The 26,369-nt window shown below is 63.3% G+C and carries 25 protein-coding genes and 2 pseudogenes; 17 read left to right on the top strand and 10 right to left on the bottom strand.

All coding sequences use genetic code 11. The features are described 5' to 3' along the window. Window positions 1-833 precede the first annotated feature (833 nt). From NV1_RS40770 to NV1_RS40760, 3 genes are read left to right on the top strand one after another with little or no spacing between them, the layout of a single operon-like run. Complete coding sequence (locus tag NV1_RS40770) at window positions 834-2,579, top strand: HsdM family class I SAM-dependent methyltransferase (protein WP_067904779.1); 1,746 nt, start codon at window positions 834-836, stop codon at window positions 2,577-2,579. Further along, entirely contained in the window at window positions 2,576-3,820 is a 1,245-nt protein-coding gene (locus NV1_RS40765) for a restriction endonuclease subunit S (protein WP_245714189.1), read from the top strand. Before NV1_RS40770 ends, NV1_RS40765 begins: the two co-directional genes overlap by 4 nt. Next, window positions 3,817-6,945, top strand: a complete 3,129-nt coding sequence (locus NV1_RS40760) for a type I restriction endonuclease subunit R (protein ID WP_067904775.1) — start codon at window positions 3,817-3,819, stop codon at window positions 6,943-6,945. The genes NV1_RS40765 and NV1_RS40760 overlap by 4 nt, the downstream gene beginning before the upstream one ends. Before the next feature lie 89 nt (window positions 6,946-7,034). On the opposite strand, the gene NV1_RS40755 is transcribed toward NV1_RS40760, so the two are convergent. From NV1_RS40755 to NV1_RS40720, 8 genes are all read right to left on the bottom strand, one after another. Further along, window positions 7,035-7,463, bottom strand: a complete 429-nt coding sequence (locus NV1_RS40755) for a YbaB/EbfC family nucleoid-associated protein (RefSeq protein ID WP_067904773.1) — start codon at window positions 7,461-7,463, stop codon at window positions 7,035-7,037. After that, window positions 7,460-7,747, bottom strand: coding sequence for a hypothetical protein (locus NV1_RS40750; RefSeq protein ID WP_218027365.1), 288 nt, complete (start codon window positions 7,745-7,747; stop codon window positions 7,460-7,462). The genes NV1_RS40755 and NV1_RS40750 overlap by 4 nt, the downstream gene beginning before the upstream one ends. Beyond that, window positions 7,726-9,045 (bottom strand): WXG100-like domain-containing protein, encoded by a 1,320-nt coding sequence (locus tag NV1_RS40745; RefSeq protein ID WP_245714188.1) that lies wholly within the window; start codon window positions 9,043-9,045, stop codon window positions 7,726-7,728. Before NV1_RS40745 ends, NV1_RS40750 begins: the two co-directional genes overlap by 22 nt. A 71-nt stretch (window positions 9,046-9,116) precedes the next feature. Then, window positions 9,117-9,410, bottom strand: a complete 294-nt coding sequence (locus tag NV1_RS40740) for a WXG100 family type VII secretion target (RefSeq protein ID WP_067904767.1) — start codon at window positions 9,408-9,410, stop codon at window positions 9,117-9,119. Next, window positions 9,410-9,739, bottom strand: coding sequence for a WXG100 family type VII secretion target (locus NV1_RS40735; protein WP_169813552.1), 330 nt, complete (start codon window positions 9,737-9,739; stop codon window positions 9,410-9,412). Before NV1_RS40735 ends, NV1_RS40740 begins: the two co-directional genes overlap by 1 nt. Window positions 9,740-9,934: 195 nt before the next feature. After that, window positions 9,935-10,402: an NUDIX hydrolase gene (locus NV1_RS40730; RefSeq protein ID WP_067904785.1), complete on the bottom strand. Its 468-nt coding sequence runs from the start codon at window positions 10,400-10,402 to the stop codon at window positions 9,935-9,937. A gap of 181 nt (window positions 10,403-10,583) precedes the next feature. Then, window positions 10,584-11,468 (bottom strand): phosphotransferase enzyme family protein, encoded by an 885-nt coding sequence (locus tag NV1_RS40725; protein ID WP_067904762.1) that lies wholly within the window; start codon window positions 11,466-11,468, stop codon window positions 10,584-10,586. Further along, window positions 11,465-12,787 carry an NsdA family TPR-like regulatory protein gene (locus NV1_RS40720; protein WP_245714187.1) on the bottom strand — a complete coding sequence of 441 codons (1,323 nt, stop codon included), beginning with the start codon at window positions 12,785-12,787 and terminating at the stop codon, window positions 11,465-11,467. Before NV1_RS40720 ends, NV1_RS40725 begins: the two co-directional genes overlap by 4 nt. A gap of 176 nt (window positions 12,788-12,963) precedes the next feature. Here NV1_RS40720 and NV1_RS40715 point away from each other — a divergent pair, with 176 nt between their 5' ends. From NV1_RS40715 to NV1_RS44340, 12 genes are all read left to right on the top strand, one after another. Further along, entirely contained in the window at window positions 12,964-13,782 is an 819-nt protein-coding gene (locus NV1_RS40715) for a hypothetical protein (RefSeq protein ID WP_157117747.1), read from the top strand. Further along, on the top strand, window positions 13,779-14,864 hold the full coding sequence (locus NV1_RS40710) for a Gfo/Idh/MocA family protein (RefSeq protein WP_084526679.1): 1,086 nt from the start codon (window positions 13,779-13,781) through the stop codon (window positions 14,862-14,864). Before NV1_RS40715 ends, NV1_RS40710 begins: the two co-directional genes overlap by 4 nt. Next, window positions 14,861-16,111, top strand: a complete 1,251-nt coding sequence (locus tag NV1_RS40705) for a DegT/DnrJ/EryC1/StrS family aminotransferase (RefSeq protein ID WP_067904750.1) — start codon at window positions 14,861-14,863, stop codon at window positions 16,109-16,111. Before NV1_RS40710 ends, NV1_RS40705 begins: the two co-directional genes overlap by 4 nt. A 4-nt stretch (window positions 16,112-16,115) precedes the next feature. Beyond that, on the top strand, window positions 16,116-16,553 hold the full coding sequence (locus NV1_RS40700; RefSeq protein ID WP_067904746.1) for an NUDIX hydrolase: 438 nt from the start codon (window positions 16,116-16,118) through the stop codon (window positions 16,551-16,553). A gap of 476 nt (window positions 16,554-17,029) precedes the next feature. Continuing rightward, the gene (locus NV1_RS40695) at window positions 17,030-18,070 is read left to right on the top strand and encodes a methyltransferase (RefSeq protein WP_169813551.1); all 1,041 of its coding nucleotides are present in this window, start codon (window positions 17,030-17,032) and stop codon (window positions 18,068-18,070) included. A gap of 42 nt (window positions 18,071-18,112) precedes the next feature. Next, window positions 18,113-19,381 carry a cytochrome P450 family protein gene (locus NV1_RS40690; RefSeq protein ID WP_067904743.1) on the top strand — a complete coding sequence of 423 codons (1,269 nt, stop codon included), beginning with the start codon at window positions 18,113-18,115 and terminating at the stop codon, window positions 19,379-19,381. Window positions 19,382-19,663: 282 nt separating this feature from the next. After that, on the top strand, window positions 19,664-19,963 hold the full coding sequence (locus NV1_RS40685) for a hypothetical protein (protein WP_067904740.1): 300 nt from the start codon (window positions 19,664-19,666) through the stop codon (window positions 19,961-19,963). 15 nt (window positions 19,964-19,978) lie between these two features. Continuing rightward, window positions 19,979-20,221 (top strand): Lsr2 dimerization domain-containing protein, encoded by a 243-nt coding sequence (locus NV1_RS40680; protein WP_157117746.1) that lies wholly within the window; start codon window positions 19,979-19,981, stop codon window positions 20,219-20,221. Between the two features lie 162 nt (window positions 20,222-20,383). Beyond that, window positions 20,384-20,527, top strand: coding sequence for a hypothetical protein (locus NV1_RS44345; protein ID WP_157117745.1), 144 nt, complete (start codon window positions 20,384-20,386; stop codon window positions 20,525-20,527). 5 nt (window positions 20,528-20,532) lie between these two features. Continuing rightward, complete coding sequence (locus NV1_RS40675) at window positions 20,533-20,826, top strand: hypothetical protein (protein ID WP_157117744.1); 294 nt, start codon at window positions 20,533-20,535, stop codon at window positions 20,824-20,826. Further along, window positions 20,819-21,568: a hypothetical protein gene (locus NV1_RS40670; RefSeq protein ID WP_157117743.1), complete on the top strand. Its 750-nt coding sequence runs from the start codon at window positions 20,819-20,821 to the stop codon at window positions 21,566-21,568. The genes NV1_RS40675 and NV1_RS40670 overlap by 8 nt, the downstream gene beginning before the upstream one ends. Window positions 21,569-21,708: 140 nt before the next feature. After that, entirely contained in the window at window positions 21,709-22,080 is a 372-nt protein-coding gene (locus NV1_RS44340; RefSeq protein ID WP_157117742.1) for a hypothetical protein, read from the top strand. Here the strand turns inward: NV1_RS44340 and NV1_RS40665 are convergent. Beyond that, window positions 22,050-23,228: pseudogene (locus NV1_RS40665) on the bottom strand (IS110 family RNA-guided transposase). The gene NV1_RS44340 and the pseudogene NV1_RS40665 overlap by 31 nt on opposite strands. Window positions 23,229-24,272: 1,044 nt before the next feature. Then, on the bottom strand, window positions 24,273-25,064 hold the full coding sequence (locus NV1_RS40660) for an MmyB family transcriptional regulator (protein ID WP_067904728.1): 792 nt from the start codon (window positions 25,062-25,064) through the stop codon (window positions 24,273-24,275). A gap of 360 nt (window positions 25,065-25,424) precedes the next feature. Between NV1_RS40660 and NV1_RS44860 the strand changes: the two genes are divergently transcribed. Together NV1_RS44860 and NV1_RS44335 are read left to right on the top strand one after the other, a co-directional pair. Further along, window positions 25,425-25,580: a hypothetical protein gene (locus NV1_RS44860; RefSeq protein WP_169813550.1), complete on the top strand. Its 156-nt coding sequence runs from the start codon at window positions 25,425-25,427 to the stop codon at window positions 25,578-25,580. A gap of 447 nt (window positions 25,581-26,027) precedes the next feature. Next, window positions 26,028-26,369 (top strand): annotated as a pseudogene (locus NV1_RS44335) (hypothetical protein); the annotation flags it as partial.

Raw genomic sequence — 26,369 nt, 5'->3', positions numbered from 1 at the left:
CGGCCGGTGCAAAACCCATCGAGGGGTGGAGCGGATGCCCGACGTCAAAGCGCCGTCAGAACTCGGCCTGCTGGATCTCTGAGGCGGTCCGACAGGAAGCGCGAAACACGTTCTGGCCCAGTCGATATCGCCCACAATTACAAGCCACCCGCGATGCCCCAACCGCCGCCTTGCGGAGGGCCCTGCTCTGATTGCCGTAGAGCGCTAGACAACATCACCGTTCACCGCTCTTCGAGCACAAGTGCGTGGCGGGAGCCCTGCTATAGGGCGGATTGAACTCCGATTGGTGGGCCTGGTCGGTCGTTGCGAACTACTATGGGTGCCTTGAAGTTTCAGGGAGGGAGTCTTGGTGATCGGTCGCGGAGCGTTTCGCGGAATCGTTCTCGAAGGACTGCTGGCGAGGTACTGCATGACACCGGGTACAAATTCCAGGTGCCTGCGCATCAGGATTCCGGCGTCCGCACCTACTTGGAACGCCGAGATAGACGCCCGGAACCAGTGGATCGCAATCCAAGCGAGCCGCCCGCGAAAATCGGGGCGTCCCCGGTTCGTGACTGCGTCGGCGTCTTTGAAAAGCTGGTCGTCACGTCTTGCGCGACCGGCGCAGCCAGAGCCAAGCGAAGGTACGATCACAGCCAGGACACCAACCGCGACGGATTCGCTGAGCCGGTCGCTGCTGCCGACTTCGTGGTACGCGGGGGTGTGGTGATGCGTGAGAATGTTCTTTCGACGCACCGGCTGCTGCAGACTGTGGGCCGACCATCCGGGCGGCGCATACGGATTCGCGCTGGGTATCCAACGTCCGTCGTCGAGTGAGCCTCGTAAGGAGCCTTGTGAGCACCCTCGGTAGTTTCATCTGGTCCATCGCCGATCAACTGCGGGGTCCCTACCGCCCCAACCAGTACGGCAACGTGATCCTCCCGCTCACGATTCTGCGCCGTCTCGACTGCATCATCGAGCCTGACCGTGAGACGGTGCGCGCGCTGGCGGCGCAGTACGAGAACCCGAACCGGCTCAAGATCGAGGTCAAGAAGGCCACCGGGCGGCCGTTCTACAACACCTCGCACTATTCCTTCGCCAACCTCCTCGAGGACGCCGACGGGTTGGCGGACAACCTGGCCGACTACATCGACCGGTTCTCGCCCGATGTCGATGTGTTCGAGTACTTCGACTTCAAGAAGGAAATCCTCGCCTTGGAGAAGGCGGAGCTGCTGCGTGCGGTCGTCACGTCTTTCAAGGCCGTCGACCTGCATCCGGATGTGGTCTCCAACGCCGATATGGGCGATGCGTTCGAGTACATCATCCGTAAGTTCAACGAGGCCGCGAACGAAACCTCCGGAGACCACTACACTCCGCGCGATGCGATTCGGCTGCTGGTCGACCTGCTCTTCGCCGAGAAGGATGTCGACCTGACCGAGGCCGGCATCGTGCGCACGTTGTACGACCCGACCGCGGGCACCGGCGGCATGCTCGCGCTGGCCGAGGAGCACCTGCTCGCGCAGAACCCCGACGCGAAACTGAGCCTGTACGGCCAGGAGTACAACCCGCAGTCGTACGCGATCTGCAAATCCGACCTGCTGGCCAAGGGCCACGACGCGACCAACATCGCCTTCGGCAACACCCTCACCGATGACGCGTTCAAGGGCCGCCAGTTCGATTTCTGCATGTCCAACCCGCCCTACGGCGTCGACTGGAAGCAGTACGCCAAGGCGGTCACGAACGAACGCGAGTCCGCCGGCCCCTACGGCAGATTCGCGCCCGGCCTCCCGGCGACCTCGGACGGGCAGATGCTCTTCCTGCTCCACCTGGCCCACAAGATGCGCGCCCCCGAGGACGGCGGCGGCCGGGTCGGCATCGTCATGAACGGCTCACCGCTGTTCAACGGATCCGCCGAGTCCGGCCCCTCCAACATCCGAAAGTGGTTGCTGGAGAACGACCTTGTCGAAGCGATCGTTGCCTTGCCGACCAACATGTTCTTCAACACTGGCATCGCCACCTACATCTGGATCCTCGACAACACCAAGCACCCTGATCGGCAGGGCAAGGTTCAGCTCATCGATGGCACGTCGTTCTGGACCAAGATGCGCAAGAACCTCGGTGCCAAGGGCCGCGAGATCAGCGACGCCGACCGCGCCGAGGTGGTAAAGCTGTACGTCGACTTCGCCGCCGCCGACCCGGAATACTCAAAGGTGTTGCGCAACGACGAGTTCGGCTACTGGATCATTACCGTCGAGCGTCCACTGTTGAACGATGACGGGAAGCCGGTTGTAGACCGCAAGGGCAAGCCCAAGCCTGACTCGAAGAAGCGCGACACCGAGAATGTCCCTTTTACCTATGGCGGCTCGACCGCTGGCCCGACTGGCAGCGTCGAGGTCATCAACGCCTACTTCGACGCCGAGGTGAAACCGCACGTTCCCGACGCATGGATCGACTGGTCCAAGGTCAAGATCGGCTACGAAATCCCTTTCACCCGCCACTTCTACAAGTACGTCCCACCCCGCCCCCTCGCCGAGATTGACGCCGACCTTGAAAAGCAGGTCGCCAAGATCCTCGATCTGTTGCGAGAGGTCGAGGGATGACGCGAGCGCAGTTCGATTTCGAGCAGGCTTGGGCAGGTAGGGTTCCGGCCAACTGGCGCTGGACTCGGAATAAGGAGCTTCTGGCCGAGTCGCAGGCCGTCACTGTCGATGGCTCGGAGGAGCTCCTCAGCGTTTCGCATCTGACAGGCATCACTCCGAAGTCGGAGAAGAACGTGACGATGACTGCGGCTGAGAACCTCGACGGCTACCGCCTGGTGGACACTGGTGATCTCGTCATCAACACGATGTGGGCGTGGATGGGAGCGCTCGGCGTTTCGAAGCAGTCCGGAATCGTCAGCCCGGCATACGGCGTTTACAGCCCTCGCCCTGACGCGCCGTTCAATCCGGTGTTCTATGACTACCTCTACCGATCGCCCCAGTACGTGATGGAGATGACTCGGCTCTCACGCGGCATCTGGTCCTCGCGGCTGCGGCTCTACCCGGATGTCTTCCTACGCATGGCGATTCCGGTGCCGCCATTGGACGAGCAGCGTGCCATCGCCGACAACCTCGACTGCGAGACCGCCCGCATCGACACGCTCATCGAGGAGCAGCAGCGCCTGATCGAGATGCTCCGTGAGCGTCGATGGGCAGTCGTCGAGCGGGGTGTGGCCCTGCTGGACTGGAACACGCCCTTCAAAACCGTTGCGACGCTGATCCAAACCGGCCCGTTCGGTAGCCAATTGAAATCCGAGGAGTACAAGGACGGCGGAGTCCCGGTGATCAATCCGTCGCATATTGTCGCGGGTGAGGTAGTGCCCGACCCGCGAATCGCGGTTGGTGCTGAGAAGGCAGAGCAGTTGGCTCGGCATAGGCTTGAGGAAGGCGACTTGATCGCTGCGCGTCGAGGTGACCTCGGGCGCTGCGCCGTTGTCGGGTCATCCGCGGCAGGATTTCTGTGTGGAACGGGTTCAGCGGTAGTTCGGCTCGATCGGGCACGGCTGGATCCATCGTTCGCCGCGATCGTCTTCAGTAGTCGGCGTAACCGCGACGCCCTCGCGCTCGCCTCCGTAGGTTCAACCATGGAAAACCTGAACTCTGACATCATCGGTGCGCTCCGCCTTCCAGTTCCCCCGCTTGATGAACAGCGTCGGCTGACCGCAGAATTGGACCAGGCGACGGCGAAGATCGATAGACTGATCGCTGAGACGGAGCAGTTCATCGAACTCGCCCGCGAACGCCGCTCGGCACTGATCACGGCGGCGGTGACAGGCCAGCTCGACGTGCGGGAGATGGCGTGACGGCCGACCATCACGAAGTGGTTTTCGAGTCCGAAATTTGCGAGTATCTGGCCGACCGCGGGTGGCTCTATTCGGCGGATGACACCGGTTACGACCGGGAGCGGGCGCTGTTCCCCGAGGACCTGTTCGCGTGGCTGAAGGAGACCCAGCAGGCCGCGTACGAGAAGTCGTTGCGGGCGGGGGGGTCGGAGGCGAAGTTTCTGGATGTGCTGGTCGCGGCGCTGGACAAGCCGCTTGAGCATGGTGGCGGGACGCTGAACATCCTGCGCAATGGGGTGCAGTACATCGGCGGTGGCCGGTTGAAGATGGCGCAGTTCCGGCCGGAGACGAGCCTGAACGCGACCACCACCGAGCAGTACGCGGCTATGCGGGTGCGGGTGCTGCGGCAGGTGCATTTCTCCACCGCCGATCAGCGCAGCATCGATCTGGTCTTCTTCGTCAACGGGCTGCCGGTTGCCACCGTCGAGTTGAAGACCGATTTCACCCAATCTCTGGACGAGGCGATCAGTCAGTATCGCAAGGACCGGCATCCGCTGACCAACGGGCGGCCGGAGCCGCTGCTGTCGTTCGGGCATCGGGCGCTGGTGCATTTCGCGGTCTCCAACGATCTGGCCGCGATGACCACGCGGCTCGAGGGTGAGAAGACGCACTTCCTGCCGTTCAACGTCGGTCACGCGGGAGGCGCGGGGAATCCGCCTGGCGCCGAAGGGCTTTCGGCGACATCGTATCTGTGGGAGCGGGTGTGGGAGAAACACGCCTGGCTCAACATCATCGGCCGGCTGATGATCGTGGAGACCAGACAGGAGTGGGATGTCGCGACCGGCACCTCGGTGCGGCGCACCAGCATGCTGTTCCCTCGGTTCCACCAGTGGGAGGCGGTGACGAATATCGTTGCCGCGGTGCGCGAGGAAGGGGTGGGGCAGCGCTATTTGATCGAGCATTCGGCGGGGTCGGGGAAGACGAACACGATCGCGTGGACCGCGCATCGGCTGGCGCGGTTGCATGTCGATGATCGGAAGGTTTTCGACTCGGTGATCGTGGTCGTGGACCGCACGGTCCTGGATGGTCAACTGCAGGAGGCGATTCGGCAGATCGACGGGTCGGGCAAGATCGTGGCCACGATCAGCCCAGAGGATGTCCGCAAGGCGGGGGCGAAGTCGAAATCCGGGCTGCTGGCGACCGCGTTGAAGAACGGGGAGCTGATCATCGCGGTGACGGTGCAGACGTTCCCGTTCGCCCTCGGTGAGATCCGGGCCGACTCGTCGTTGAAGGGGCGGCGGTTCGCGGTGATCGCCGACGAGGCGCACTCCTCGCAGTCCGGTCAGATCTCCGCCAAGCTCAAGGCCGTGCTGACCGCGGAGGAGGTCCAAGAGATCGAGCAGGGCGGGCAGGTCGACGTCGAATCGATCCTGGCCGCGGAGATGACCGAGCGGGCCGAGTCGGAGAACATCTCTTACTTCGCGTTCACCGCGACGCCGAAGAACAAGACCCTGGAACTGTTCGGCCGCAAGGGTCCCGACGGCAAACCGGTCGAGTTCCACCTCTACTCGATGCGCCAGGCGATCGAGGAGGGTTACATCCTCGACGTCCTCAAGGGCTACCAAACCTACGACACCGCGCTGAAGATCGCGGGCAAGGCCGAGAGCGGCGAGGTGGAGGAGGCCGCGGCACGCAAGGGGCTGATGCGATGGGTCACGTTGCACCCCACCAACATCGGCCAGAAGGTACAGATCATCGTCGAGCACTTCCACGCCAACGTGGCGCACCTGCTGGAGGGCAAAGCGAAGGCGATGGTCGTCACCGGCTCACGCAAGGCCGCAGTGAAGTACAAGAAGGCGATCGACGCCTACATCGCCAAACGCGCCGCCCTGGACGCCTCCTACAACTACCGCACCCTGGTCGCCTTCTCCGGTTCGGTGACGATGGCCGAGGACGAGGAGTGGACCTCGGACTGGGGACCGGCCCCGAGCAAGGACGACGAGTTCACCGAAGCCAACATGAACCCCGGCGCCGGGGCGGACCTGGCCGCCGCCTTCAAGGGCGCGACGTACAAGATCATGTTGGTGGCCAACAAGTTTCAGACGGGGTTCGATCAGCCGCTGCTCTCGGCGATGTACGTGGACAAGAAGCTTTCCGGGGTCACCGCCGTGCAGACGCTCTCGCGGCTCAACCGCACCCATCGCACTGCAGGCGGGGAGCAGAAGCGCAAGACGTTCGTGATCGACTTCGTCAACAAGCCCGAAGACATCCGGAAGGCGTTCGAGCCGTACTTCACCAACGCCACCCTGGAGACCGAGACCGACCCGTACGTCGTTATCCATCTCGCCACCAAGCTCGACCAGGCCGGGATATACACCCGGGAGCAGGTGCGCGAGGTCGCCGAACTGTGGGTCGGTCGCAAGGGCAACAACGCGCTCTCGGCCGCGATCAGCCCGGCCAAGAACGACTTCACCCGCCGCTACGCCGCGGCGATCGAGGCCGAGGACACGCTGACTCTCAACACCCTGGACCTGTTCCGCAAGGACGTTTCCACCTACGTCCGGCTCTACGATTTCATGAGCCAGATCGTCGACTACGGCGAACCGTACATGGAGATGCTGTCGATCTTCCTGCGCCTGCTGGAGAAGGTCATCGCGGACGCCTCCTGGGCCGCCGAGGTCGACCTGTCCGATGTTGTTCTGGTCGGGGTCAAACACAACAAGGGCGTCGCGGTCGACATCTCGCTGACCGGTGACGGGCAGCTCAAGGGCATCGGTGCCGCGGGCACCGGCATACGGAAAGATCCCAAATATGTCGCGCTACAGGTCGTCATCGACAAGATGAACGACCTCTTCGGCGCCGAGTCGTTCACCGCATCTCAGGTCCGTGAGTTCGTGCAGGGACTGGTGCAGCAGCTGCTCGCCTACCCGGACCTGGTCAACCAGACCAAGGTGAACTCGAAGAAGCAGTTCATGGAATCGCAGGACTTCCAAGCAGCAGTGACCGAGGCGGTCATCGACAACCAGGAAGCCCACAACACCATGGCTGACTACTTCTTCAGCGACGGCCCCGGCGTCAGCGCCGTCATCATCGCGCTCGCCGACGCGTTCTACGAAGCAGCGATCGATCAGCAGACAGACGCGTGAGAAGGGTGCGGGACCGCAGTGGTCATTCTCCAGCGCGACGAGCGGGGAAATAGCTCGGTGAGTGCATCGCGGTGGACAGGCCCGCGTTGTCAGCGCCAGCCGGTACGGTTCATACGCTCGAAGAATGCGTCGTCATCGGCCTGGATTTCCTCCTCGGTCTTCTGGCGGTGCTGGGGCTCGGGGTCCGGTATCGAGTCGCGGAGCCGTTGGGTCTGGTCGCGGATGCGAGGGTCGGCTTTCCGGACGATGAGTTCGATTTTGGCTTTGGCCTCGGAGCGCGCTTTGCGGTGGCAGTCGATCAATGCGCTGGCCAGCTGCCCGCTTGCCCACCGCATCGCTCCCGGGGCGATCTGCAGATTGGTGATATCACCATTGCCGTCGACCTCGACCATGATGCCTTGGACCTCGGCTCTGCCTCGCACTGCCGCTATGCGTTGTGTCAGTTCCATGCTGTGGCGGCGGAGTTCAGCGACTTCTCCCTTCAGTTGTCGCTCCCACTCCGGAATGTCGGCACTCATGGTGTTCCCACCCGTTCGATGATGGTGCCGGGCACGACGATCGGTTTCAGTTCGGAATCGAGTGCGATTGTCGTCTTGCCTGGGGCGGTGTGGATCTCGATCGTCCTGATCGTTGCCGTGGTAGGGCCGCCGGGGTGCTGGACCGCCAGGGTATCGCCGATATTGATCGGCTCACCCGAAAGGACGCCGGTAACGAAGATCCATTGGGAACGGCTGCCGAGCGTATCGACCCGTTCGACTATTAGGCGTGAGAGCGGCTCTGTCATTGTGTATTCCTTCGCCATGTTTCTACGTAGGCGTCTTCGGCGGCATAGGCTTCAGCCTCGCTGGCTGCAGTGGCCGAGCTGATGGCACCTTGCTGGTATTGTTTGACGTGCACGGCCTCATGTGCAAGCGTACGGACCAGGGTCTCCGGGTCTTGGAATGCCGCGGGACCCAACTGTATGCCCATGTCGTCGGTTCGGGCTATTGCACCTTGCATGTCGAGATATCGAATCGTGTCACCATCTTTCGCGGCGGTGAGGATGTCGACATTCCCGCCGTGAAAGTCCACACCTGCCAAACGCGCATAGTATTCGACGGTTTCCATGTTCTGTGGCAGGCCGACGCCTTGTTCCAAAACTTCCCGGTTGGTGAGAGCGCCGCCGCGCGAGAACAATTCACGCCCTGTTGCCCCCAGATATTTGGTGCGGGCCGCAGCTACCCATACTCTGACTTTTTCCAGAAGCGGCTCGAGTCTGGTGAGCAGCGGTGTCACGGTCTTGGTGACGATCTCCGCCACCTTGGCCGCCAGTCCGGAAATGATGGTCGCGATACGCCGGGCTTTCATCACTACCCGTCCCGCGAGCGCACTGTTCCCGACCCACTCGGACAGCGACCCGGTAAACGGGAGCAGTATCGCGGCCCCGGCCTCCCATGCAGCTGCCTCGATCACCATCTCCCTGACCTCGGCAAGGATCTTCTGGTGCGCATCATCGAGATAGCCGGCGTAGGCGCTGCACGCGTCCCCGAGTGTCTGGCAGGCGTCGGCGAGGGCATTGAGATCGGTTTGACGGTCGGTACAGGTCTGGACCGAGATGTCGATTTCAGGGGACTGCTGATTGTTGAGCAGACTGACCGCAGAGGATGCGTTGCCCGCTATCGTGCGGTAGTCGCTCGAAGCGGTATGCCAGGCATCAGCGGCGGCATTCAGCTGGTCCTGGTTTCCGTTCGGCCACGCGAATCCGACCGCGTCCTTGAGGATCGACCACCCGAAAGGTTCCGGAATACCGTCGCCCGCCGCTGACGAGACAATCTCGGCCAAGCACGGATCCTGCACGAGTGGTGGCGGCTGGGGCAGTGGCACGTTGCGGTGATTGGCGACGGTTTCGGCGACTTCGTGGTTGTATGCGCCGATGACCAACAGGTTGCGGGTCTGCCCGCACGCCGTGGTGAGATTCGACGACGCCGCGATAGCGGTCCGCGCGGCTTGGTCGTAGGAGGACGCCCATTGCTGCCCGACGCTGTCATCACCGGCCATCCCCGCATAGGTGTTCAGAACAGTCAGCAGTCCCCCGTGGGTGGTCGTGGTATCGGTCGACATCTGCCCGAACACCTCACCAGCGGAATGGTAATCATCGCCGCGGCATCGGACTATCGGAACGGTGGGCGGACTCACTGCGGCCACATTCCCTGGTTGGTCGGCCCGACCCGGTGATACGCCGCGTGCGCGGTCGCGAGCTTGGCCCGCAGCATGCTCAACGCTTCCCGCATCTCCGATACTGCCGCGATGCGGTTGTCGTGGGCTGCTCGGTGCGCGTCGGCGGCGGCGCCGGTCCAGGTGACATGCAGCTGTTCGATGCTCTTGTCGATCTCGGCCGCGAGGTCCTCGATCGTGGCTTCCAGCTTCGCTGTATCGTCGACCAGGCGTTGCAGGCCAACGAGATCCACACTGTATTCGGCCGCCACTACGACACCTCGGGAAGATCCAAGCTCGACCCGGCCCGCACGATCGCCTGCGCTGAGGTGTCGTCAGTGCTCAAATAACCACCAGCCGCGCTCCGCAGCGCACCAGCGTCGGCGATGAACGAACCGATGACCCGGCGAGCGCCGTCTTCCCAATCGGCCCAGGGACTTTCGTATGAGCTGGCTGCGGTGCCCTGCCAGTCACTTCCGAGGAATGCGTGAACCGCACGCATGTGGCTGTCGACTGCGTTGATCAGATCCTCGGCTTGCTGGTCCACCCGATCCGCAGTGGCACGCAACGCATCTGGACCAACATCGACATGATTCGCCACAGACCGCCTCCCCCTTCCCGATGGTGCGAGCCAACAGACTCGACTATAGGACACCAGATGGCAGGTCATACGAGAGCCGTACACCCACACGAGGGCCGAGTCGGCTACTGCCTTGCCGCGCGGTGGACCGGTTCGTCTACCGCGCTGCACCGCAGATTCTGACGACCGTCAGTCGAGGCGAGGGGCCCCGGCAGCTCACCCGAGGTAAGGGTAATTGCCGGACAGGAAGTCGCCGATCTGCCGACGCATGCTCGGATGGATGTCGTACTGGTCCAGCTCTTCGGATAGTACGAACGCGACTCCGTCGGCTTCGTCGTTGACCGTGGGTTCGCCGTCGATGGGTCGTCCGATGTAGGTGTTCTCGTATTGTTGGCGGGTTTCGCCGTCGGTATAGGCGACGATGTGGTTGGGGTTGCTGTAGATGCCGAGGAATCCGGTGATCTCGGCAGTTATGCCGGTTTCCTCGCGGCATTCACGGATGGCGCACTCGCCGGCGGTTTCGCCGAGGTCCATCGCGCCGCCGGGTAGTGCCCACTGGCCGGTGTCGCGGCGGCGCTGCAGCAGGATCGCTCCGGTGTCGTCGGTGACGAGCAGATTGCATGCCACCACAAGTGAATTGGGCTTGGGTGCTGTGGGGTCGTGGTAGTACTCGATCCTGCCCATCGACGGCCTTTCCATCAGAGTTTCCAGGGCTGCGCCTGAGCTCATGTTGCGTCGAGGCTCTCGCTGTGTTTGTCGAACCGTCCCTGTCCGTTGATGTGCTCACGGTGCGGGGTCGGGCTCGCGCCTGCGGGCTGTCCCAAGGTGTACGGATCGATCGGGAGAGCGTTGCGCTTCTGGGTTGTTACAACGCGGCCCAGCTCCACGGCTTAGCCACGAGCCCCCGAATACACGCAATCCTATGCTGAGCCTCCCTTGCCGCTCTTGCGTTTCCAGCCGCCAAGCTGAGCGAAAATCCGACCCAACGAAGTTCTTGTATATCCGCGAACAGTCGGAATCCGTGCCAATCCGTGACGTCGTATCCGCCGTAAGCTGATACGAAGGCGTCGTAGTCCCTCTTGCCTACCCGGCTGAAGTCCGCGAAGTCGACAGCCAACTGGACGAGGTCCCATTCGGGTCGACCGCGCGAAACCTTGTCCAGGTCGAGCAACATTGGTACTCCGGACGCAGGAACCACCAAGTTGCCTTGCCACGCATCCCCGTGAATGACACCAAGCGACTCCGTAACAGGCAACTCGCGGTATTGCTTCTCGAGCCTGCCGTAATGCTCGGTGAGCCATGAGCGGTCGTCTTCGGTCGCTGCCACCGCCGAGGCGATGCGCTCGGAAAGCCCCACGAAGGGATCGTAATTCGGCAGCTCGAACTCGGTCGGCGGCGGCAAGGCATGCAGCGCCCGCAGCACCGCACCCAGCTCTGCAGGGGTCGATGCCCGATGTTCGGGGATCAACCGCCACCATGTCACCGGTCGGTCGTCAACCACGACCGGTTGAGGAAATGAGGGAACAGCTTCGACGGTTGGGATCCCGGACTCGTTGAGCCACTGGGAAACTCGTAGCTCTCGCTCTGCTGCTGTGGTGCTGCCGGGCTTCCCGATCCTGGCCACGATCCCACCACGCAGTTCGTAGATGGCATTCGAGCCGTTCCGGATCGAAACAGCGTCCGTGGCATCAACACCACTGAGTACAGCTGCCCTGGCGAGCACATCTGCTGATTGACGAGCCTGGTTCATGACTTCGTGCCGCTGGTGATGACGTGGCGCAGTTCGGCAACATCCTCGATGCGACGATGCGCAGAGGCAGCCTCGGCGAGCCCATTCAGCTCGTCACGAATGCGCTGTGAACTGAACAGCTTTGCGTTCTGGGCCGCTTGGAACCCGAGCTTGGCTGCTTCGCTGGGATCGCCGAGGCGCATCGTGAGGGTGGCGAGTCTGGTCAGCGAGAAGGTACGAGAGCGCGGATAGTCCTCGCTTTGGAGCTGGACCGCTCGTTGAATGCGCGGTGCGGCCAGTTCTATCCTGTGCCTGGCCTCTGCAACGGGGATCAATGCCTTGCCTGTGCTTCCCATGTGTTCGGCCTCGTCGTAGTAGCACAGCCACGGCGCGTCGGTCTCGGGTGTACGTTCCGCGAAATGTTCATCGGCTCGGGCTACTTCGGTCAGTGCCGCGTCGGTCCGGCCCACCGCGGAAAGAAACTGGGCTCGCAGTGCACCGAGCATGGCGCGGGCAGTGGCGGACAACCGATCCGATCGGACCTGCGCCAGTTCGATCAGCGACAACGCATCGTCGGCGTTTCCCACGTATGCCACCTTGCGTGCCATGTCCGCCAAGGTGCTGGCTCTCAGCTCCCAGGAGCCGGCGGTATCGGCACACCAGAGCGCAAACCGGAAGCGTTGTTCGGCTTCCCGGTAGTCGGCAATATCGAAGGCGGAGAAGGCCGCAACGCCGCTCAGATTGCCGATCGCCTCGAATAAGGCGCGACGAGCTGTCGGTGATGCTTGCCCCGTGAGCAGGGGCGCATAGCGTCGCAGTTCCTCCTCGGTTGTGCTGCTTGCTGATCCTCCGCCGTGGAGGTTTTCCGAAGAGGCTGCCTCGCGCGTGGCCGTCTTCACTCTGTCGACGTCCGACCAGCCGACCCGCCCGATCGACCGGACACCACGCCGGTAACCGGCCGGGATGGTTTCGGGATTGAACGGGCTGAACAGATTGACAGCGAGTGTCTGTTCAGTGCCCTGGCTGCGTCTCTTGCGGACCGGCATGAATCCCAGCTCAGCATCCGTCGCATGCAGGATTGCACGGAACGCTTCGCGGTACTCTTCGTTTGGCCACCTCACGGCGCCACGTTCGTAGCGCGCAATCGTGTGCGCATCGAGATCCCGGCGTTCTGCCCTGGTGCGCCAGATGTACTCATTAACAGCTTCGGCCAGCTCGGCTCGACCCATCGCGCGGCCTGGCACGATGCGTGATGGCGTAGCTTCTCGGCGCGCTTGCAGTTTCAGATTCGGCGGCACTTTCGACCCCTCGTCGGTGTCCGGTCCGGCCAGTGTAACCACGCCACGCCCACGCGCCCCTTGTGTGGCGTTTTCTGCCCCGTAACGTGCCCTCCCGGAGGGGTTTTCGGCGGTCCACCCTTGATCCATCGGCTTTTCGACCGGAACGGCCCACGTGGCCCTGCAAACCCAGGACCACAAGAAGCGTCCATCCGGTCTCTATTCCGAGGACGGTGAAGATGAAGCCCCTGATGTACGGCTATTTGCGCCTTGATGTCGCAAATGGCCACGTCGCTGCATGCGAAGCGCAGATCCAGCGCTTTGCCGAATACGAAGGCTTCGACCTGGCCATGATTTTCCACGAGCGCATTCACGGCGCCGCTGCGCTGGCGGCTCTAATCGCCGAGTTGCGGCGGTCGCAATCCCACCACGTCGTGGTGCCCTCGATGGAACACCTGATCCGACCGGGCATGTCCAGACAGGCCGTCGAGGCTCGGTTGTGGTGTGAGGCTAACGCTGGCGTTCACGCTGCTGCTCACGCGGGCAACCGAATCGGCGTACTCGTGGGCACTCCCCACCCCGACCGTGAGTGCCCGGCCACAGTGACCCAACCGCCGCATCCTCCGGGACAAATGGACGAAATCCAGTTGGCGGCAACGATAACCGCCGTATCGACGGCTCAGCGGCATGTCCGTCACACGTTGAGCCGTTGGCTGCTGATCGAACTGATAGCTCCGGCCGAGCGAATCGTCACGGAGTTGGTCACCGAGACTGTCGGCGCAACGGGCACCACCGATCCCCACCTTAAATGGAGTGAAGTAACCGACCTGAATCAACTGACGGTTCGCATTCGAAAAACGGATCAACACCTCTTCGTCGAGGTATGGGATGCCCGGCAGGTCGGACCACATTTGTTGCGCGACTTGCCGTTCAGTGATCAAGTTCTCCGGCTTGCTCAACGCTGCGGCCGATTCAGCCCGGAGCAGGGCGGGCTCGCCACCTGGTGTGAACTGGGCATCCCCGCCCAGGCCATCGAGCGGCTGCGGGTGACCGAATGAAGGCGCTCAGTGGCGGCAAGGTCTGTCGCACTGTCAGAGTAGACAGCGAGCCTTCATGGCGCACAGTGTCTTTCGCACGTGAACAGAAGAGGCTGCTCCGGGCTGGAGTGGTCGGCCTCGGTCGTCAGGCAGTGGAAGATCACCTGCCTGGACTACGCACAGCCGACAGCGCACAGTTGGTGGCGGTGTGCGACGAGAATGCCCAGGTCGTCGAGGAGCAGCAGGTTCGCCATCAGGTCCGGGGGTACACGGATTTCCGGCAGATGTTCGAAGCCGAACAGCTCGATCTGGTGGTGGTCTGCGTGCCGCATGACGTTGGTCGAGCCGTTATCGAGGCTGCTGCCGAACATCACGTCCACGTACTCAAGGAGAAGCCCTTCGCCACCACACTGGAGGAAGCGAAGGAACTTGCCGGAATCTGCGCGCAGTCCGGCATTCAGCTGATGGTGACGCTCCAGCGCCGGTTCAACCCGATCTACACCAGCTTCACGCAGTTGGCCGACCAGATTGGCACGCCATTCGTCATCGACGCCCGCTACACCCTGCATGTGGACGACCCGTCCGAAGGTTGGCGCGGCAGTGCCACAACCGCCGGTGGCGGCTGTGTCATCGACATGGGCTATCACCTGATCGACTTGCTGCTCTGGTACTTCGGCCTCCCGGATCGCATCACCGCGGATATCTCCGTAAGCGCCAGGCCGGATCGAATCTACGACGCCGAAGACACGGCACTGATCCACTTCGCCTACGACAGCGGCCCGTACGGATCACTGCTGCTTTCGCGGTTCATCGGCCCCAAGGCCGAGGAAATTCGCCTGGTTGGCAGCAATGGCATTGTGCATCTGGAGCGTGGTCGGCTATGTCGTCTTACGAACGGTGGCGACGTCATCGAGTCGCTGATCCGCGAGCACGGATGGCCCTCGGCGGCTGCCAGCCAGATCGACTACTTCCGTCATGTCATCGATGGTGATCGGCCGAATCTCAGTGGTCCTGAAGCGAATCTGGCGCATTTGAGCTTCGTCGCCGCTTGCTACGAGTCCGCCCGCACCCGCACATGTGTCAACCCCAAGGAGTTGCTTTGAGTTCACCCCTGGCCTTACTGGGCGGAACGCCGGTCATTACCGAGACAGGCCCCCATTTCAGCTGGCCACCAATCACGGACGACACCGCAAAGGCGGTGCTCTGCCAGCTGGATGACGGCATTTCGATCTATGATCGTTCGGGAGTTATCGCACGGCTAGAGGACGCGCTGCGCAGGTACTTCGGTGTTCGATACGCGGTGCTGACCAGCTCGGGCACGGCGGCCCTGTATTCGATGTATGCCGCCTGCGGCATCGGCCCAGGCGATGAAGTGATCGTGCCTGCCTACACCTTCTTCGCTACTGTGACGCCGTTGCTGCACCTCGGCGCGATTCCGGTGCTCGCCGACTGCGATAGCAGTGGCAACCTCGACCCGCGCGATATCCCACGGCGCATCACTGAACATACTAAAGCCATTGTGGCACAACATATGTGGGGGAACCCCGCGCAGATCAGTAGTTTGCAGAGCCTCGCTGACGTGTACGGCGTGCACCTCCTCGAGGATGGCTCGCATGCGCACGGAGCGCAGGTCGGAGGGCGCAAGGTCGGCACCTTCGGCCGAGCTTCGGCGTTCAGCATGAACGGCCCCAAACCGCTATCCGCGGGCGAAGGCGGATTCGTCCTCACCGATGACGAATACGTCTACTATCGTGTGCTGCTGCACGGGCAGTACAACAAGCGGTGTCGAAACGAGATCCCGACCAGCTTCGGCCTGAGCCGCTACAACGTTACTGGGATGGGCCTCAAGCATCGCATCCATCCGATGGGCGCAGCGATTGCGTTCGAACAGCTCGACCACCTGGACAAGTACTTGGCGGGCCGAGCAGATATAGCCGTGAGGATCTGTGAGGGGCTCGACGACCTGCGCGGAGTTGTCACACCATGGCACGATTCCGAAGTGCGCTCCTCGTGGTACGGGCTTGCGTTGCTCTACCAAGAGGAAGACCTCGGGCTGCCGATCGAGCGCTTCTACGCAGCCCTGAAGGCCGAAGGCTGCGCCGAGTTGGATCGGCCCGGCTCCACGTGTCCGCTCAACCTCCTACCGCTGTTCCAAGAACCTGGACCGCTATTTCCCGCACACGAGGGCAAGCTGGCCTGCCGGCCCGGCGACTTCCCGCAGGCCGAGCAAGTCCACCGAAACACCCTCAAGCTGCCAGTTTGGCACCGACAAGAAGACATCCCGATAGCCATGCGCTACGTCGATGCCATCCGCAAAGTGATCCACCACATCGAAGAACTGAAAGGATAATTTCATGGACATCGCCCTGATCGAACAACTCACTGCCGGAGCTACAAACGACGGCGTACAGCAACTCGTCGTTGGTGCGGTCGTGCGGCACGACGGCAAGGTGCTCCTGCTGCAACGTCCAGAGGACGACTTCATGGGCGGCATCTGGGAGCTGCCCAGTGGCAAGGTCGAGCCGGGGGAATCACTCGACCAGGCTCTGATCCGCGAGGTCAAGGAAGAAACCGGCCTGAGCGTCACCACTATGCGCACCTACCTCGGTAGCTTCGACTATCAGTCCGGCAGCGGCAAGAAATCGCGCCAGTTCAATTTCGCGGTCGACGTGGACAGCCCCGAACCGGTGCAACTCCAGGAACACGATGCCTACACCTGGACTGCGCTTACTGAGGAGGCGCCGGTGACGGATGCCGTACGGGACGTGTTGGCCGCGTATCAGCAGCTGTGACCAAAAAGTCCGACAGGGGCGCGGTAGGCCCGCTGTCTCGTCGGCAATCGTCGTCCTTGTTTACCCCAATCTCACCTTGAGGTATGCCTTGGTGTCCTCGGGGGTGCCGTAGCACCGATCGTCGTACATCGGGGAGCGAACCATCGCACCGCCGACGTCGTTGTCGAGGCTAGAGCGTTGGGCGCAGCGCCATTTCGTTCCCCGGTGAGCACTGTGTAACCCAAGGGGGCCGCGATCGTACTGGGCATCGCGGCCTGTCCCTGTCAACGACTATTCATGCTGTGGGCGGGTTCGACGCGCCTGCCGATTGAGCCTGAATTCGTTTCGCGTTGTCGGTAATTTTCCGTTCTCTCCGCACGCATGGCGGTGTTTTCGAGTGGCTCCGCGCTGTGCGAAATACCTTTCTGAAAGGAATTCTTGATATGGGTATCTTCTCGGGACGGCGCTCTCAGGGATTACTGCATAATTCGACGCCCATGCCAGGGATGCAAGAAAAGCTCGCAAAGGAATTGGCGAAGGATAGGGAGTCGGCTAGGTTCCTCACCACTGAGGCGAACGGTTACGTCTGTGCCTGCTGCTTGCGCGTGGTGGCGCAGCTCGGGGTGGCGGATCTGCTGGCGGACGGACCCGTGCATGTCCGGGATTTGGCCGAGCGTGTCAGTGCTGATGAGCATGCGTTGTATCGCGTGCTGAGGCTGTTGGCCGCCCGAGGCATCTTCCGCGAAACGGATTCTGGGGTTTTCGTGTTGATGGAGCGGGGGGCGTCGCTGCGTTCGGATTCGAGGTTCTCGGTCCGCGAGGGAGTTTTGGCGGCCACGACCCCGGCCATTTACCGCGCGGGTGGTGAACTGCTGCACGCGGTGACAACGGGCGAGCCCGCGGTGAATCACGTGTTCGGTGAGCCGTTGTTCGACTACTTCGCCTCCCACCCCACCGACGGCGCCGAGTTCCACACCGGCATGGGCCAGTATTCGGTGATCGAGAGTGAGTACCTCGTCCGGGAATGCCGGCTACCCGAGACCGGCACCGTGGTGGACGTGGGCGGCGGGCAGGGCTCGCTGCTGCTGATGATCCTGCAACGACACCGGGGCCTGCACGGTGTGCTGTTCGATCTCCCCCACGTCATCGCCAATCACCGGCTGGGGGAACTCGAGGACCCGGGCCGCTGGAAGACGGTGGGCGGCAGCTTCTTCGACTCCGTGCCTGCCGGGGATGTGTATGTGATCCAGTACGTGCTGCACAACTGGGACGACGAGCACTGCCTCCAAATTCTGCGGAACTGTCGACGCGCCATGGCTCCCGGTGGGCGGGTGATCATTCACGACATGATCGTGCCGCCTGGTAACGAGCCCGATCAGTCCAAGGTGCTGGACGTCGTGATGCTGTCCATCGTCACCGGCCGCGAACGCACCCGGCACGAGTTCGAACAGCTCCTGCACGCGGCAGGGCTACGGATCGTCACTATCACGCCACCGGCCGTCGGGGCGTTGTCGACCATCGAAGCCGAAGCACTCTGAACAAATCCGCTGGCTTCTTTCTGGTCAGCTGTGGAGAACTCCATGACTGTGTTCACCCCCGGTGATGTGTCCCGGGTGAAGCTGTATACCGATGAATTCGCGACCGATCCGCACCATTACTACCAGCAGATGCACGACACCGGACGCTCGCTGGTGCCGGTCGAGCTCGCGCCGGGTATCAACGCCACGCTGGCGGTCCGGTATTCGGCAGCGCTGAAAATTCTGCACGACTCCGAGCATTTCCCGGCGGACCCGCGCCGGTGGCAGAGGACGATCCCACCGGCGGACCCGGTCCTGGCGATGCTCGGCTACTACCCCTCGACCCGGTTTTGTGACGGCCCGGACCACAAGCGGGTCCGTCAACCCATCAAGGCCGCGCTCGATCGCGTCGACCCGAATCGCCTGCACGCCGAGGTGCAGGACGCGGCACTGTCGCTGATCGAATCGTTCAGCGAGCACGGGGAAGCCGACCTGCTGTACGACTACTCGTTCCCGCTCGTGTTCCGGGTCTTGAACCGGTTGATGGGGTGTCCGGACGATCTCGCCGCCCAGATCGCCGAGGGGATGACCCTGCGGTTCAACGCGATCGGCGAGGACTCTGTCCGTGGCGCGGCCCAAGCCAAGACCGCGTTCGAGCGGTTCGCCGCGGTCAAACCCGGTCACCTCGGCAACGACATCGCCTCGGCAATGATTCGCCACCCCAACAACCTGGACGATCCAGAACTCGTCGGCGCGTTCATGTCCTGCTACGGCGCGGGCATCCAACCCCTGGTCAATCTCATCACCAACACGCTGTGCCGCACCATGCTCGACGACCGGTTCGGCGGTGGGCTGCTGGGCGGCAGCATGCTGGTAAGGGACGCTCTGGACGAGGAGCTGTATTACGACCCGTCGATGCGCGCCTTCTGCGCCCGCTATCCGACGACACCGATCCTGTTCGACGGAGTCTGGTTGCAGGTGGACGAGCCGGTCCTGATCGGTATCACCGCCTGCAACAACGACCCCGACATTCAAGGAGACCGCACCGGGAACCGTGCGCATGTGGCGTGGGGAGCGGGCCCGCACATGTGCCCGGCCACCTCGATCGCCTACCTGATCGCACAGGACGCGGTCGAGCAGCTCCTGGACGTGCTCCCGGAAATCCTCCCGGCGAGTGCGCCGGTGTGGCGGTCGGGATCGTTCCAGCGAGCCCTGGCAGGACTGTGGGTCACTTTCCCGCCGTACACGATGCCGCCCCGAACACCAGCACCTCCTATCCTCCCGGCGGTTTCAGCGTGCACGAACGTACCTAGCGACCACGGCGATCATTGAATTCTTGAGAGGCCGGTATGAGTGAGCGCTGCACTGAAGTGGAGGGCTGGGTCGCCCAGTGGAGCCTGGACCACTTATGCATTCGAATCATGCTGGTACGTAACAGATCAGGGACGGAAGCGCTGTTTTCGGCCGCTGGCGATGTGGCTGCTCCGGATTTGGCGGAGATGCGTGAGCGGTTCCCGAGGTTGTCAGGGTTGTGGGATGCGATTCGTGGTGAGTTCTGGGCGCAATTGTCTCCAGGACACGAGCATTCGCACGGGCCGATCTGAGAGGGATGGAATGGGGCGAGCGCCCGGTGGTGGCGGTGGCCAGGCGCTCGCGCCGGATGTGGTGCGGACGATGCGGGCGTGGGGATTGATCGGGAAGCCGATCCGCGCGCGCAGTCTTGCGGGCAGTTTCCGGCTCGGGTCCACGATCGCCGCGTTGCGGTGGCTGCTCGGGTGCGGGTACGTGGCCTCGGGCACCTCGCCGGCGGGTGGGTCGCGCCGGGAGTTGGTGTATTGGCTCACCGACAACGGTGTCGGTGTGTATCGAAACCTGTGCGCGGTAGCGGGTGTCAGTAGATATGAAAGATCCTGAGAGTGAAGGTTTGTGGTGGAACAGAAGAGTTTCGAGTTGATCGATGACATGGACGGCGTCTCCCGGGCCACGGAGACGGTGCGGTTCGGGCTCGACAGGGTGGACTACGAGATAGACCTGACCGACGCCCATGCGATGGAACTGCGCGATCTGATGCGCATATGGGCGATGTATGGCCGTCGCGTGCGACCGGCCTCGTCCGGCGCTAAACCCCGCCGGAGTGCACGTATCACGTCTATCGCTCCGTCTCGGCCCTGAAGGCGCTGCCGGACCGGGACGGTGTCGACCTGGCCGAGGTCCGATAGTCGCGAGCAAGGAGCGAGCTTCGCCTCTCCGCGCGGCCGGCCTCGGAGAGCTTGTATCAAACCTTTTGCGCCGCAGTATTTTCGCGGCCCTGACGTGACGAATTGGAGTGAGGGTGTGACGTATACCGATCGGCAGTATCGCCATATCGTGGTCTTCGCGATCGTGGCGGCCGTCCTGGCCGTGCTGATCAGCGGCACGACGGTCACTGCGGTGCTGTGCATGCACAGCGGGCACCACGCACCGGTCCCGGCGCGGTGATCGGCATGGATGCGCACCTGTTCGGGCGGTTCGGCGGAGACGTCCGCAGTTTCACCTTGCCCGAGGAACGTGACGAGTTCGATCAATGGGCGGCGCACTGCCGTACCACCGCGCGGGACACCGAAGAGTTCGACAACCTACACCGGATGGTCACCGGCTACATGGACACCGCGGCCGAGGCGAAGACCGAGGGCAAGTTCGTGTCGATCAACTGGACCGACGGAACTGCCGGTGAGTCATCGCTCGTGGTCGAGTACCGCCTCCTGCCCCCCGAGGTGAAGGAGGACGGTGGTGGGTAATGATGTGGCCGGTGTCCCTGGATACGACTGCGATCACGACTGTGCCGTTGATCCGGGCCCGTTCACGTCGTTGCTGGTCGCGGTGGCGTGGGCTGATCTGACCCGCCGATGTGACCCGGACGAGTGCTGGACCTACATCAGGGCACGAGAAGCGCTTGATGCCTTCGGTTTCGGGGATCTGGATCGTGCGCCTCGTCAATGTCTCAATGGCGCATACAACATCCACGCCGAGCGGGTCAACGCGTGGGTGGCCTCGTCGAGGATCGGCAGGCTCGACATCTACTGCGGTGTGGACCCCGGCCCTGTCAGCGCGGTGGTGGGCGCGATGCTGGTGGCGTTGCATCGCGGGTGCGATGAACACAGATGCCGGGCCACACAGCGCGGGCGGCACGCGATGACCGAAACCGCATCGGTTCCGGCGCCCGAGTGCCGAGTTCCCGCTGACCGGGTCGCCCGCGTGGTGGGGCGTGTAATGGCCGCCGATATCGCGGTCACCGAAGCCACCCACGCCCTCCACACCGGAGAGCGTGGGGCCGCGGCGGCATTACTGTCGGCCACGGCAAATGCCGGGTTCGCGCGCCGCCATCGCGACATGCTGTTCCTGCAAGGACTTCCCGAGGACGGCACCGTGCCGATGTCCATGATCATCGGATTCGGATTGGGCCTGCGGGATGTACTTCGCCTCGTGCCCGGTCTCGACGCCGCCCGTTGCCCGGGACCGACCACAGGGGCGAGTGTATGAACCAATGTCCCGGCAATCAGCGGGCCGGGGCACAGGCGAGGACGCCGAGCCGGTGTTTGTGGCCGAGATCGGTCAGCGGCCCGCAGATTTCGATCCGGTTATTCCGGTCAGCGCCGACGGGCATCGCGGGGGGTGTCCCTATGGTTCTTGTCAAGGGTCACGGGGTGCTGGTTGATGGGATCGTCGCGGTCGTTGACGATGGCGTGATGTCGGTTGTGGAGTTCGTGCGGCGTGTCGACGGGTTGACCTACGAGTTCGTCCGAGATGGCGAAGCTCATGGGTTTCCGTCGTTCAAGCGTGTCGACCTCGATGTTTGGTGCCGTCGGCTGCCTGAGTTCGGCTGGGCGGTGTGCAACGCAGCGGGTGCGGTGTCGAGTCGCCCATTCGATGAGGCGGGGCAGGGCGAACGGCCGCCGGAAGGCGTGTGGGTGAGCTATAAGGACGAACGGTCGTATGTGTATGACCTGGTCCATTGCGACGCTCAGGCAGCGGCCGGTCGTGAATCTTTGTAGGGCTGTCCGGATTTCAGCATCGCGTAGATGACGTCGCAGCGGCGTCTGGCCAGGCAGATGAGGGCGGCGTTGTGTTTCTTGCCCTCGGCGCGTTTGCGGTCGTAGTAGGCGCGGCTGGCGGGATCGTGCAGCGCGGCGAAAGCGGACAGGAACAGGGCCCGTTTCAGCTTGTGGTTGCCCGATCGGGCCGGGTGTTCACCGCGGATGGAGCTGCCGGAGCGGTGGGTGACCGGGGCGATGCCGGCGTAGGCGGCGAGATGGCCGGCGGAAGCGAAACCGGAGGCGTCGCCGACTTCGAGCAGGATGCGGGCTCCGGTCCTGACTCCAACGCCGGGCATCGAGGTCAGGACCGAGGAAAGAGGGTGATCATCGAGCATCCGTTCGATGTCGGCTGCGATCGCTTGACGTTGCTGCAGAACAGATTTCAGTGAGTCGGCAAGTTTCGGGAGCACGACCTCGGCGGCCTTTGCGCCAGGAACGACAACGGTTTGCGCGGGCAGGGCCGCGATAATCTCATCGGCCAGGTGGGCGCCCATGCGAGGCGCGTGTTTGATCGCGAGGGTGGTAAGTTTGCGGCGCCCGGTGGCGCGGATGCCGTCCGGGCCACCGCAACGCGACAAGATCTCGAGGACTGCCGAGTGCGCGACGCGGGGCCCGAGGACTCGTTCGAGGGCGGGATGGATACTGGTCAGCAGGCCGCGGATGCGGTTGATGGTGCGGGTCGCTTCGCCGGCGAGGTCGTCGTCGTAGCCGACGAGGACCCCGAGTTCGGTCAGGGTGTCGTCGCCGGTATCGACGCGGCATAGTGCGTGCGGCGTCGGCGATGATGAACGCATCGCGGGCATCGGTTTTGGCTTGGCCAGGATAGAGATCGGCGATGCGACGCATCGCCAGCCCGGACAGGTAGGCGACGTCGTGCCCGCAGGCCCGGGCGACCGCGACCGGCAGCGCGCCGATCGTGTTGGGCTGGTCGACCACGATCAGTAGCGGCCCGTGGGCAGCGAGCCGGTCGAATACCGCCCGCAGTTTGGCTTCGTCGTTGGGCAGGGCCTTGTCGTGCAGGCGTTCCCGGCGGCGGTCAGGCCGACCGCGTGGTGTTCGCCCTTGCCCACGTCCACGCCGCAGAACACGGCGTATGGCTGTGTCACTTCGTATTTCCTCGCGCTGAGACCGTACGGCCGCCGATCCGGCGTCGAGGCCACGCACCCACGTTACGAAGAGACCTACGATCGGCCCTGTCCCTATCAGCGGTACATCGACGCCACCAGGACCCGGCGACACCACCCCCCGGATCATGCGAGAGACAGGGGCAAGAAGTCATACCGGGCCTGGCGACCGTAACCCTGGTTCAGGGCCAGGAAGAAGGTAACGGGCATGCGGGCGGCGTGCTGCTGTTCGAGCGGGAGTGGGCTGCCGCATATGTCCACCGTAGATGTGGCGGCCCTTACAAGGCGGCGGTGGGCGTGTCTAATTGGTTGCTGCGGTGGTCGGATCTCCGGGTCCGGGGTGTCCGGTCCGGACGCGCTCGGCTCAGGAAACCTCGAACGGCGTTATGCGCCACGGTGTCCGGGATTGGTCCCCGGGTCTGCCGGAAACCTCTGGCCGGAGCAGCGATCGACGTGATCTAGGCACTGTGCGCGGGGCGGGTGTAATTCGGCAGGGATGCGGTGGCTCGTGCCTGGTCCGGATATTGACGCGCAGGCGACTACTGCGATACGTCCCTGTTCGTTGAGGTGCTGCGGGCGTTGACCTCCGCGCTTGCTACACCGGCGTGTATCGCCGCTGAACGCTCTGGTTCGAGCGGAACGCTGAGTGCGACAACCGATATCGCGAAATCGGATGGTTGCCGTAGCGCGAGCGAATCCGGCGGGCAATGTGCCCGCCGGATTCGCTTGTCGCCGTGGCGATTGTGTGGATGTACTGTGACGGCGGCGGCCTCGGGTGTGCAGACGCGCCGCCGGGGACGCGGATCAGATTGCTGTGACGGCGGATGCTAGTTGGCCAACCGGCGGACTGCTGACCTGCACGTTCCCAGAAATATCTGGCCAATATCGCAGCGATAGTTGGCCATTCACAGGGACGGAAACCATGTGGTGGCCGTAATGTCCGAGGTCACGTCGCTCCTCGGAGTGGTGTTGGCCAACTATCGTCAGCACTGGCCATCTGTCGCCCTGTCGCCACAATTGCGGTGGTTACTGGGGGTCGTCGGTGTGTGGCCAGAACAGGAAGCCGCGGATTTCGGGGACGTCGGTGATTTCGGTGAGTTGGACGCTGAGGGTGTAGCGCTGGCCGGTGGCGGGGTCGCGCATGTGTAGGGGCTGGTTGTCGATGCAGCGGCCGTGTGCGACGTGGATGTCGTTGTGCCAGTGGTGGTTGAAGATCACGTTGCGTGAGAGCTGCTGGTACAGGCTGGCCACTCGGGGGTCGTCGCGGTAGTGGGCGAAGGTGCCGCGCAGGGTGCCCACGAGCCATCGCGCTTCGCGGCGGTGGTCTTCCAGCAACGCTTTCGCTGGTGAGGGTTCAGGCGAGGGGGGTAGCGCCCAGAGGGCGAGGTTGTCCGCGACGCTCAGTCCGGGGAAGATCCGGAAGAACTTGTCGTTCGCGGTGAGGATGTTCCAGAGCGGGTCGAGATAGGCCAGGGCCAGGGGCGAGTCGAGGATGTTCCACAGGGACCGGCGGGCGGGTGTGATGCGTTCACGCAGCTCGTGTGCTGGTGGCAGGGTGCCGGGGGGCTGGCACAGGTCCCGGGTCAGACGGGCTTGGGCGTCGTCGAGCTGGTATCCGGTGATGAGGCTTTCGATGATGTTGGGTCCGGGGATGGTGTGGCCGTATTCGATGTCCTTGAGGTAACGGGTGCTCACGCCGGTGACGGCGTGGGATCGGGGCCGACTGAGGTTGCGGTACTCGCGGATATCGCGTGTCCAGCAGGCCATGCAGATCACGGTGCCGGGCTCGCAGTACTCCTCGCCGTGTTCGGTGTGCATTGGTCAAACCCCCTACTTTTGGGTCTTCCGCCTAGGATCGCCAGACGGATACAATGAAAGGTTGCTCGCTTGATCTCCCCCCTGGAGACACTTCAATAGTTAGCAGACCTAGATCATCTTCGCAACGGCTTACCGTTGAACCTTTTAGTAGCCAGACAGTAGCTGCAATCAGAGTTTTCTCAGCTTCTTTGTGACACGGGACACAGCCATTCGTGTCGCGGAGAAAAATTTGCAGGGGTGCTGCTGACGTCCCTTTCTTATATTTCCGCAGGCAGGCGGCGGGCCGGTAGCGTGAATGCCTAATGGGACGTAAATGGCGTCCCTCGAACCTCTAGCGCGGCAGCGTGTTATGTGTGTTGGATGAAGATAGTTCATCCCACCCGCATGGAAGGTAAGAATCTCGTGGATCCTTTATCTATCTTGTCGTTGGTCAGCCTCGTATCGGACATCGCGGTGAATGTGGTTGCCCTCGCGACCGATGCCTGGAACGCGGTCGCACCGCTGCTGCCGCACTAGCAATCCCCCTGCCCTACCTGGTGGCTCCTGGCTGCGTATTCCGCAGCCGGGAGCGCCTACCCGGCGCGCAATGAGTGCGCCATTCTGAACTTCCCTATCCCGCCCTGAAAGGGTCTATTCGGCATGCCTGAAACAGAAATACACGCCGCAAATTCGTGGTCGATCAATCCTCGCCCAGAACCCTTTGTCAGCCGAGTCTCCCCACGCCTTCCGGTCGATCCGAAGCGGCCTTTGTGGGCCCGCGTGACGGTCGCGGGCGTAGTGCCGATAGTGATTGTCCTGGCCGCCCCCGCGGATGCGTCCGGTGCCGGTGCCGGGCCGATTGCCAACCAGCCCGGCGTGACCACCGGAATCCAGCCAGGCACCCCTACTCCGACCCCGCCGCCGTCTCCGGCGTCGGATCCTGCGGCATATCCTGAGCAACCGCGGTCGGTGCGTAATGGGCCGGTGCCTCGGCCGGAGCCGTCGGCGGCTCCGGTCCCGGCGGTGGTGGTGGCGGATCTGCATCCGCCGCGCCCGGTACCGGCGGTCGCGCCGATCGCTCCGCCGCCCAACGAGATTCGCATCGGCCAATTCGAAGCGCCCTCGCCGCCATGGCTTCCCGGCCAGGTCCGCGACGCGATCAACGGCACCGCCGCTACCGCCGAAGCGCAGGTTTCCACTGCTCTGGACTCGATTGGGATCCCGCCGGGCCGCTCGGACCGCGTCGCCGGAGCGACAGCGGCGGGGACCGGGATCGGGGCCGCGATCGGCGGCACGATCACCGCCGCCCCAGCCGCCGCCGTGGGT

It is taken from the genome of Nocardia vaccinii NBRC 15922 (genome assembly GCF_001613305.1).
In the GTDB taxonomy this organism is placed as follows: domain Bacteria; phylum Actinomycetota; class Actinomycetes; order Mycobacteriales; family Mycobacteriaceae; genus Nocardia; species Nocardia vaccinii.
The sequence above is the reverse complement of the archived record's forward strand: the minus strand, read 5'-3'. Positions and strand labels throughout refer to the sequence as shown.

What these genes read in the sequence shown, in the direction of transcription:
- NV1_RS40765 (WP_245714189.1), top strand. Translation starts at nt 2,576, where the DNA reads ATGACGCGAGCGCAGTTCGATTTCGAGCAGGCTTGGGCAGGTAGGGTT.
- NV1_RS40755 (WP_067904773.1), bottom strand. Translation starts at nt 7,463, where the DNA reads ATGAGTGCCGACATTCCGGAGTGGGAGCGACAACTGAAGGGAGAAGTC.
- NV1_RS40750 (WP_218027365.1), bottom strand. Translation starts at nt 7,747, where the DNA reads ATGGCGAAGGAATACACAATGACAGAGCCGCTCTCACGCCTAATAGTC.
- NV1_RS40745 (WP_245714188.1), bottom strand. Translation starts at nt 9,045, where the DNA reads ATGTCGACCGATACCACGACCACCCACGGGGGACTGCTGACTGTTCTG.
- NV1_RS40730 (WP_067904785.1), bottom strand. Translation starts at nt 10,402, where the DNA reads ATGGGCAGGATCGAGTACTACCACGACCCCACAGCACCCAAGCCCAAT.
- NV1_RS40725 (WP_067904762.1), bottom strand. Translation starts at nt 11,468, where the DNA reads ATGAACCAGGCTCGTCAATCAGCAGATGTGCTCGCCAGGGCAGCTGTA.
- NV1_RS40715 (WP_157117747.1), top strand. Translation starts at nt 12,964, where the DNA reads ATGAAGCCCCTGATGTACGGCTATTTGCGCCTTGATGTCGCAAATGGC.
- NV1_RS40710 (WP_084526679.1), top strand. Translation starts at nt 13,779, where the DNA reads ATGAAGGCGCTCAGTGGCGGCAAGGTCTGTCGCACTGTCAGAGTAGAC.
- NV1_RS40700 (WP_067904746.1), top strand. Translation starts at nt 16,116, where the DNA reads ATGGACATCGCCCTGATCGAACAACTCACTGCCGGAGCTACAAACGAC.
- NV1_RS40695 (WP_169813551.1), top strand. Translation starts at nt 17,030, where the DNA reads ATGCCAGGGATGCAAGAAAAGCTCGCAAAGGAATTGGCGAAGGATAGG.
- NV1_RS40690 (WP_067904743.1), top strand. Translation starts at nt 18,113, where the DNA reads ATGACTGTGTTCACCCCCGGTGATGTGTCCCGGGTGAAGCTGTATACC.
- NV1_RS40685 (WP_067904740.1), top strand. Translation starts at nt 19,664, where the DNA reads ATGGGGCGAGCGCCCGGTGGTGGCGGTGGCCAGGCGCTCGCGCCGGAT.
- NV1_RS40675 (WP_157117744.1), top strand. Translation starts at nt 20,533, where the DNA reads ATGGATGCGCACCTGTTCGGGCGGTTCGGCGGAGACGTCCGCAGTTTC.
- NV1_RS44340 (WP_157117742.1), top strand. Translation starts at nt 21,709, where the DNA reads ATGGTTCTTGTCAAGGGTCACGGGGTGCTGGTTGATGGGATCGTCGCG.
- NV1_RS40660 (WP_067904728.1), bottom strand. Translation starts at nt 25,064, where the DNA reads ATGCACACCGAACACGGCGAGGAGTACTGCGAGCCCGGCACCGTGATC.
- NV1_RS44860 (WP_169813550.1), top strand. Translation starts at nt 25,425, where the DNA reads ATGAAGATAGTTCATCCCACCCGCATGGAAGGTAAGAATCTCGTGGAT.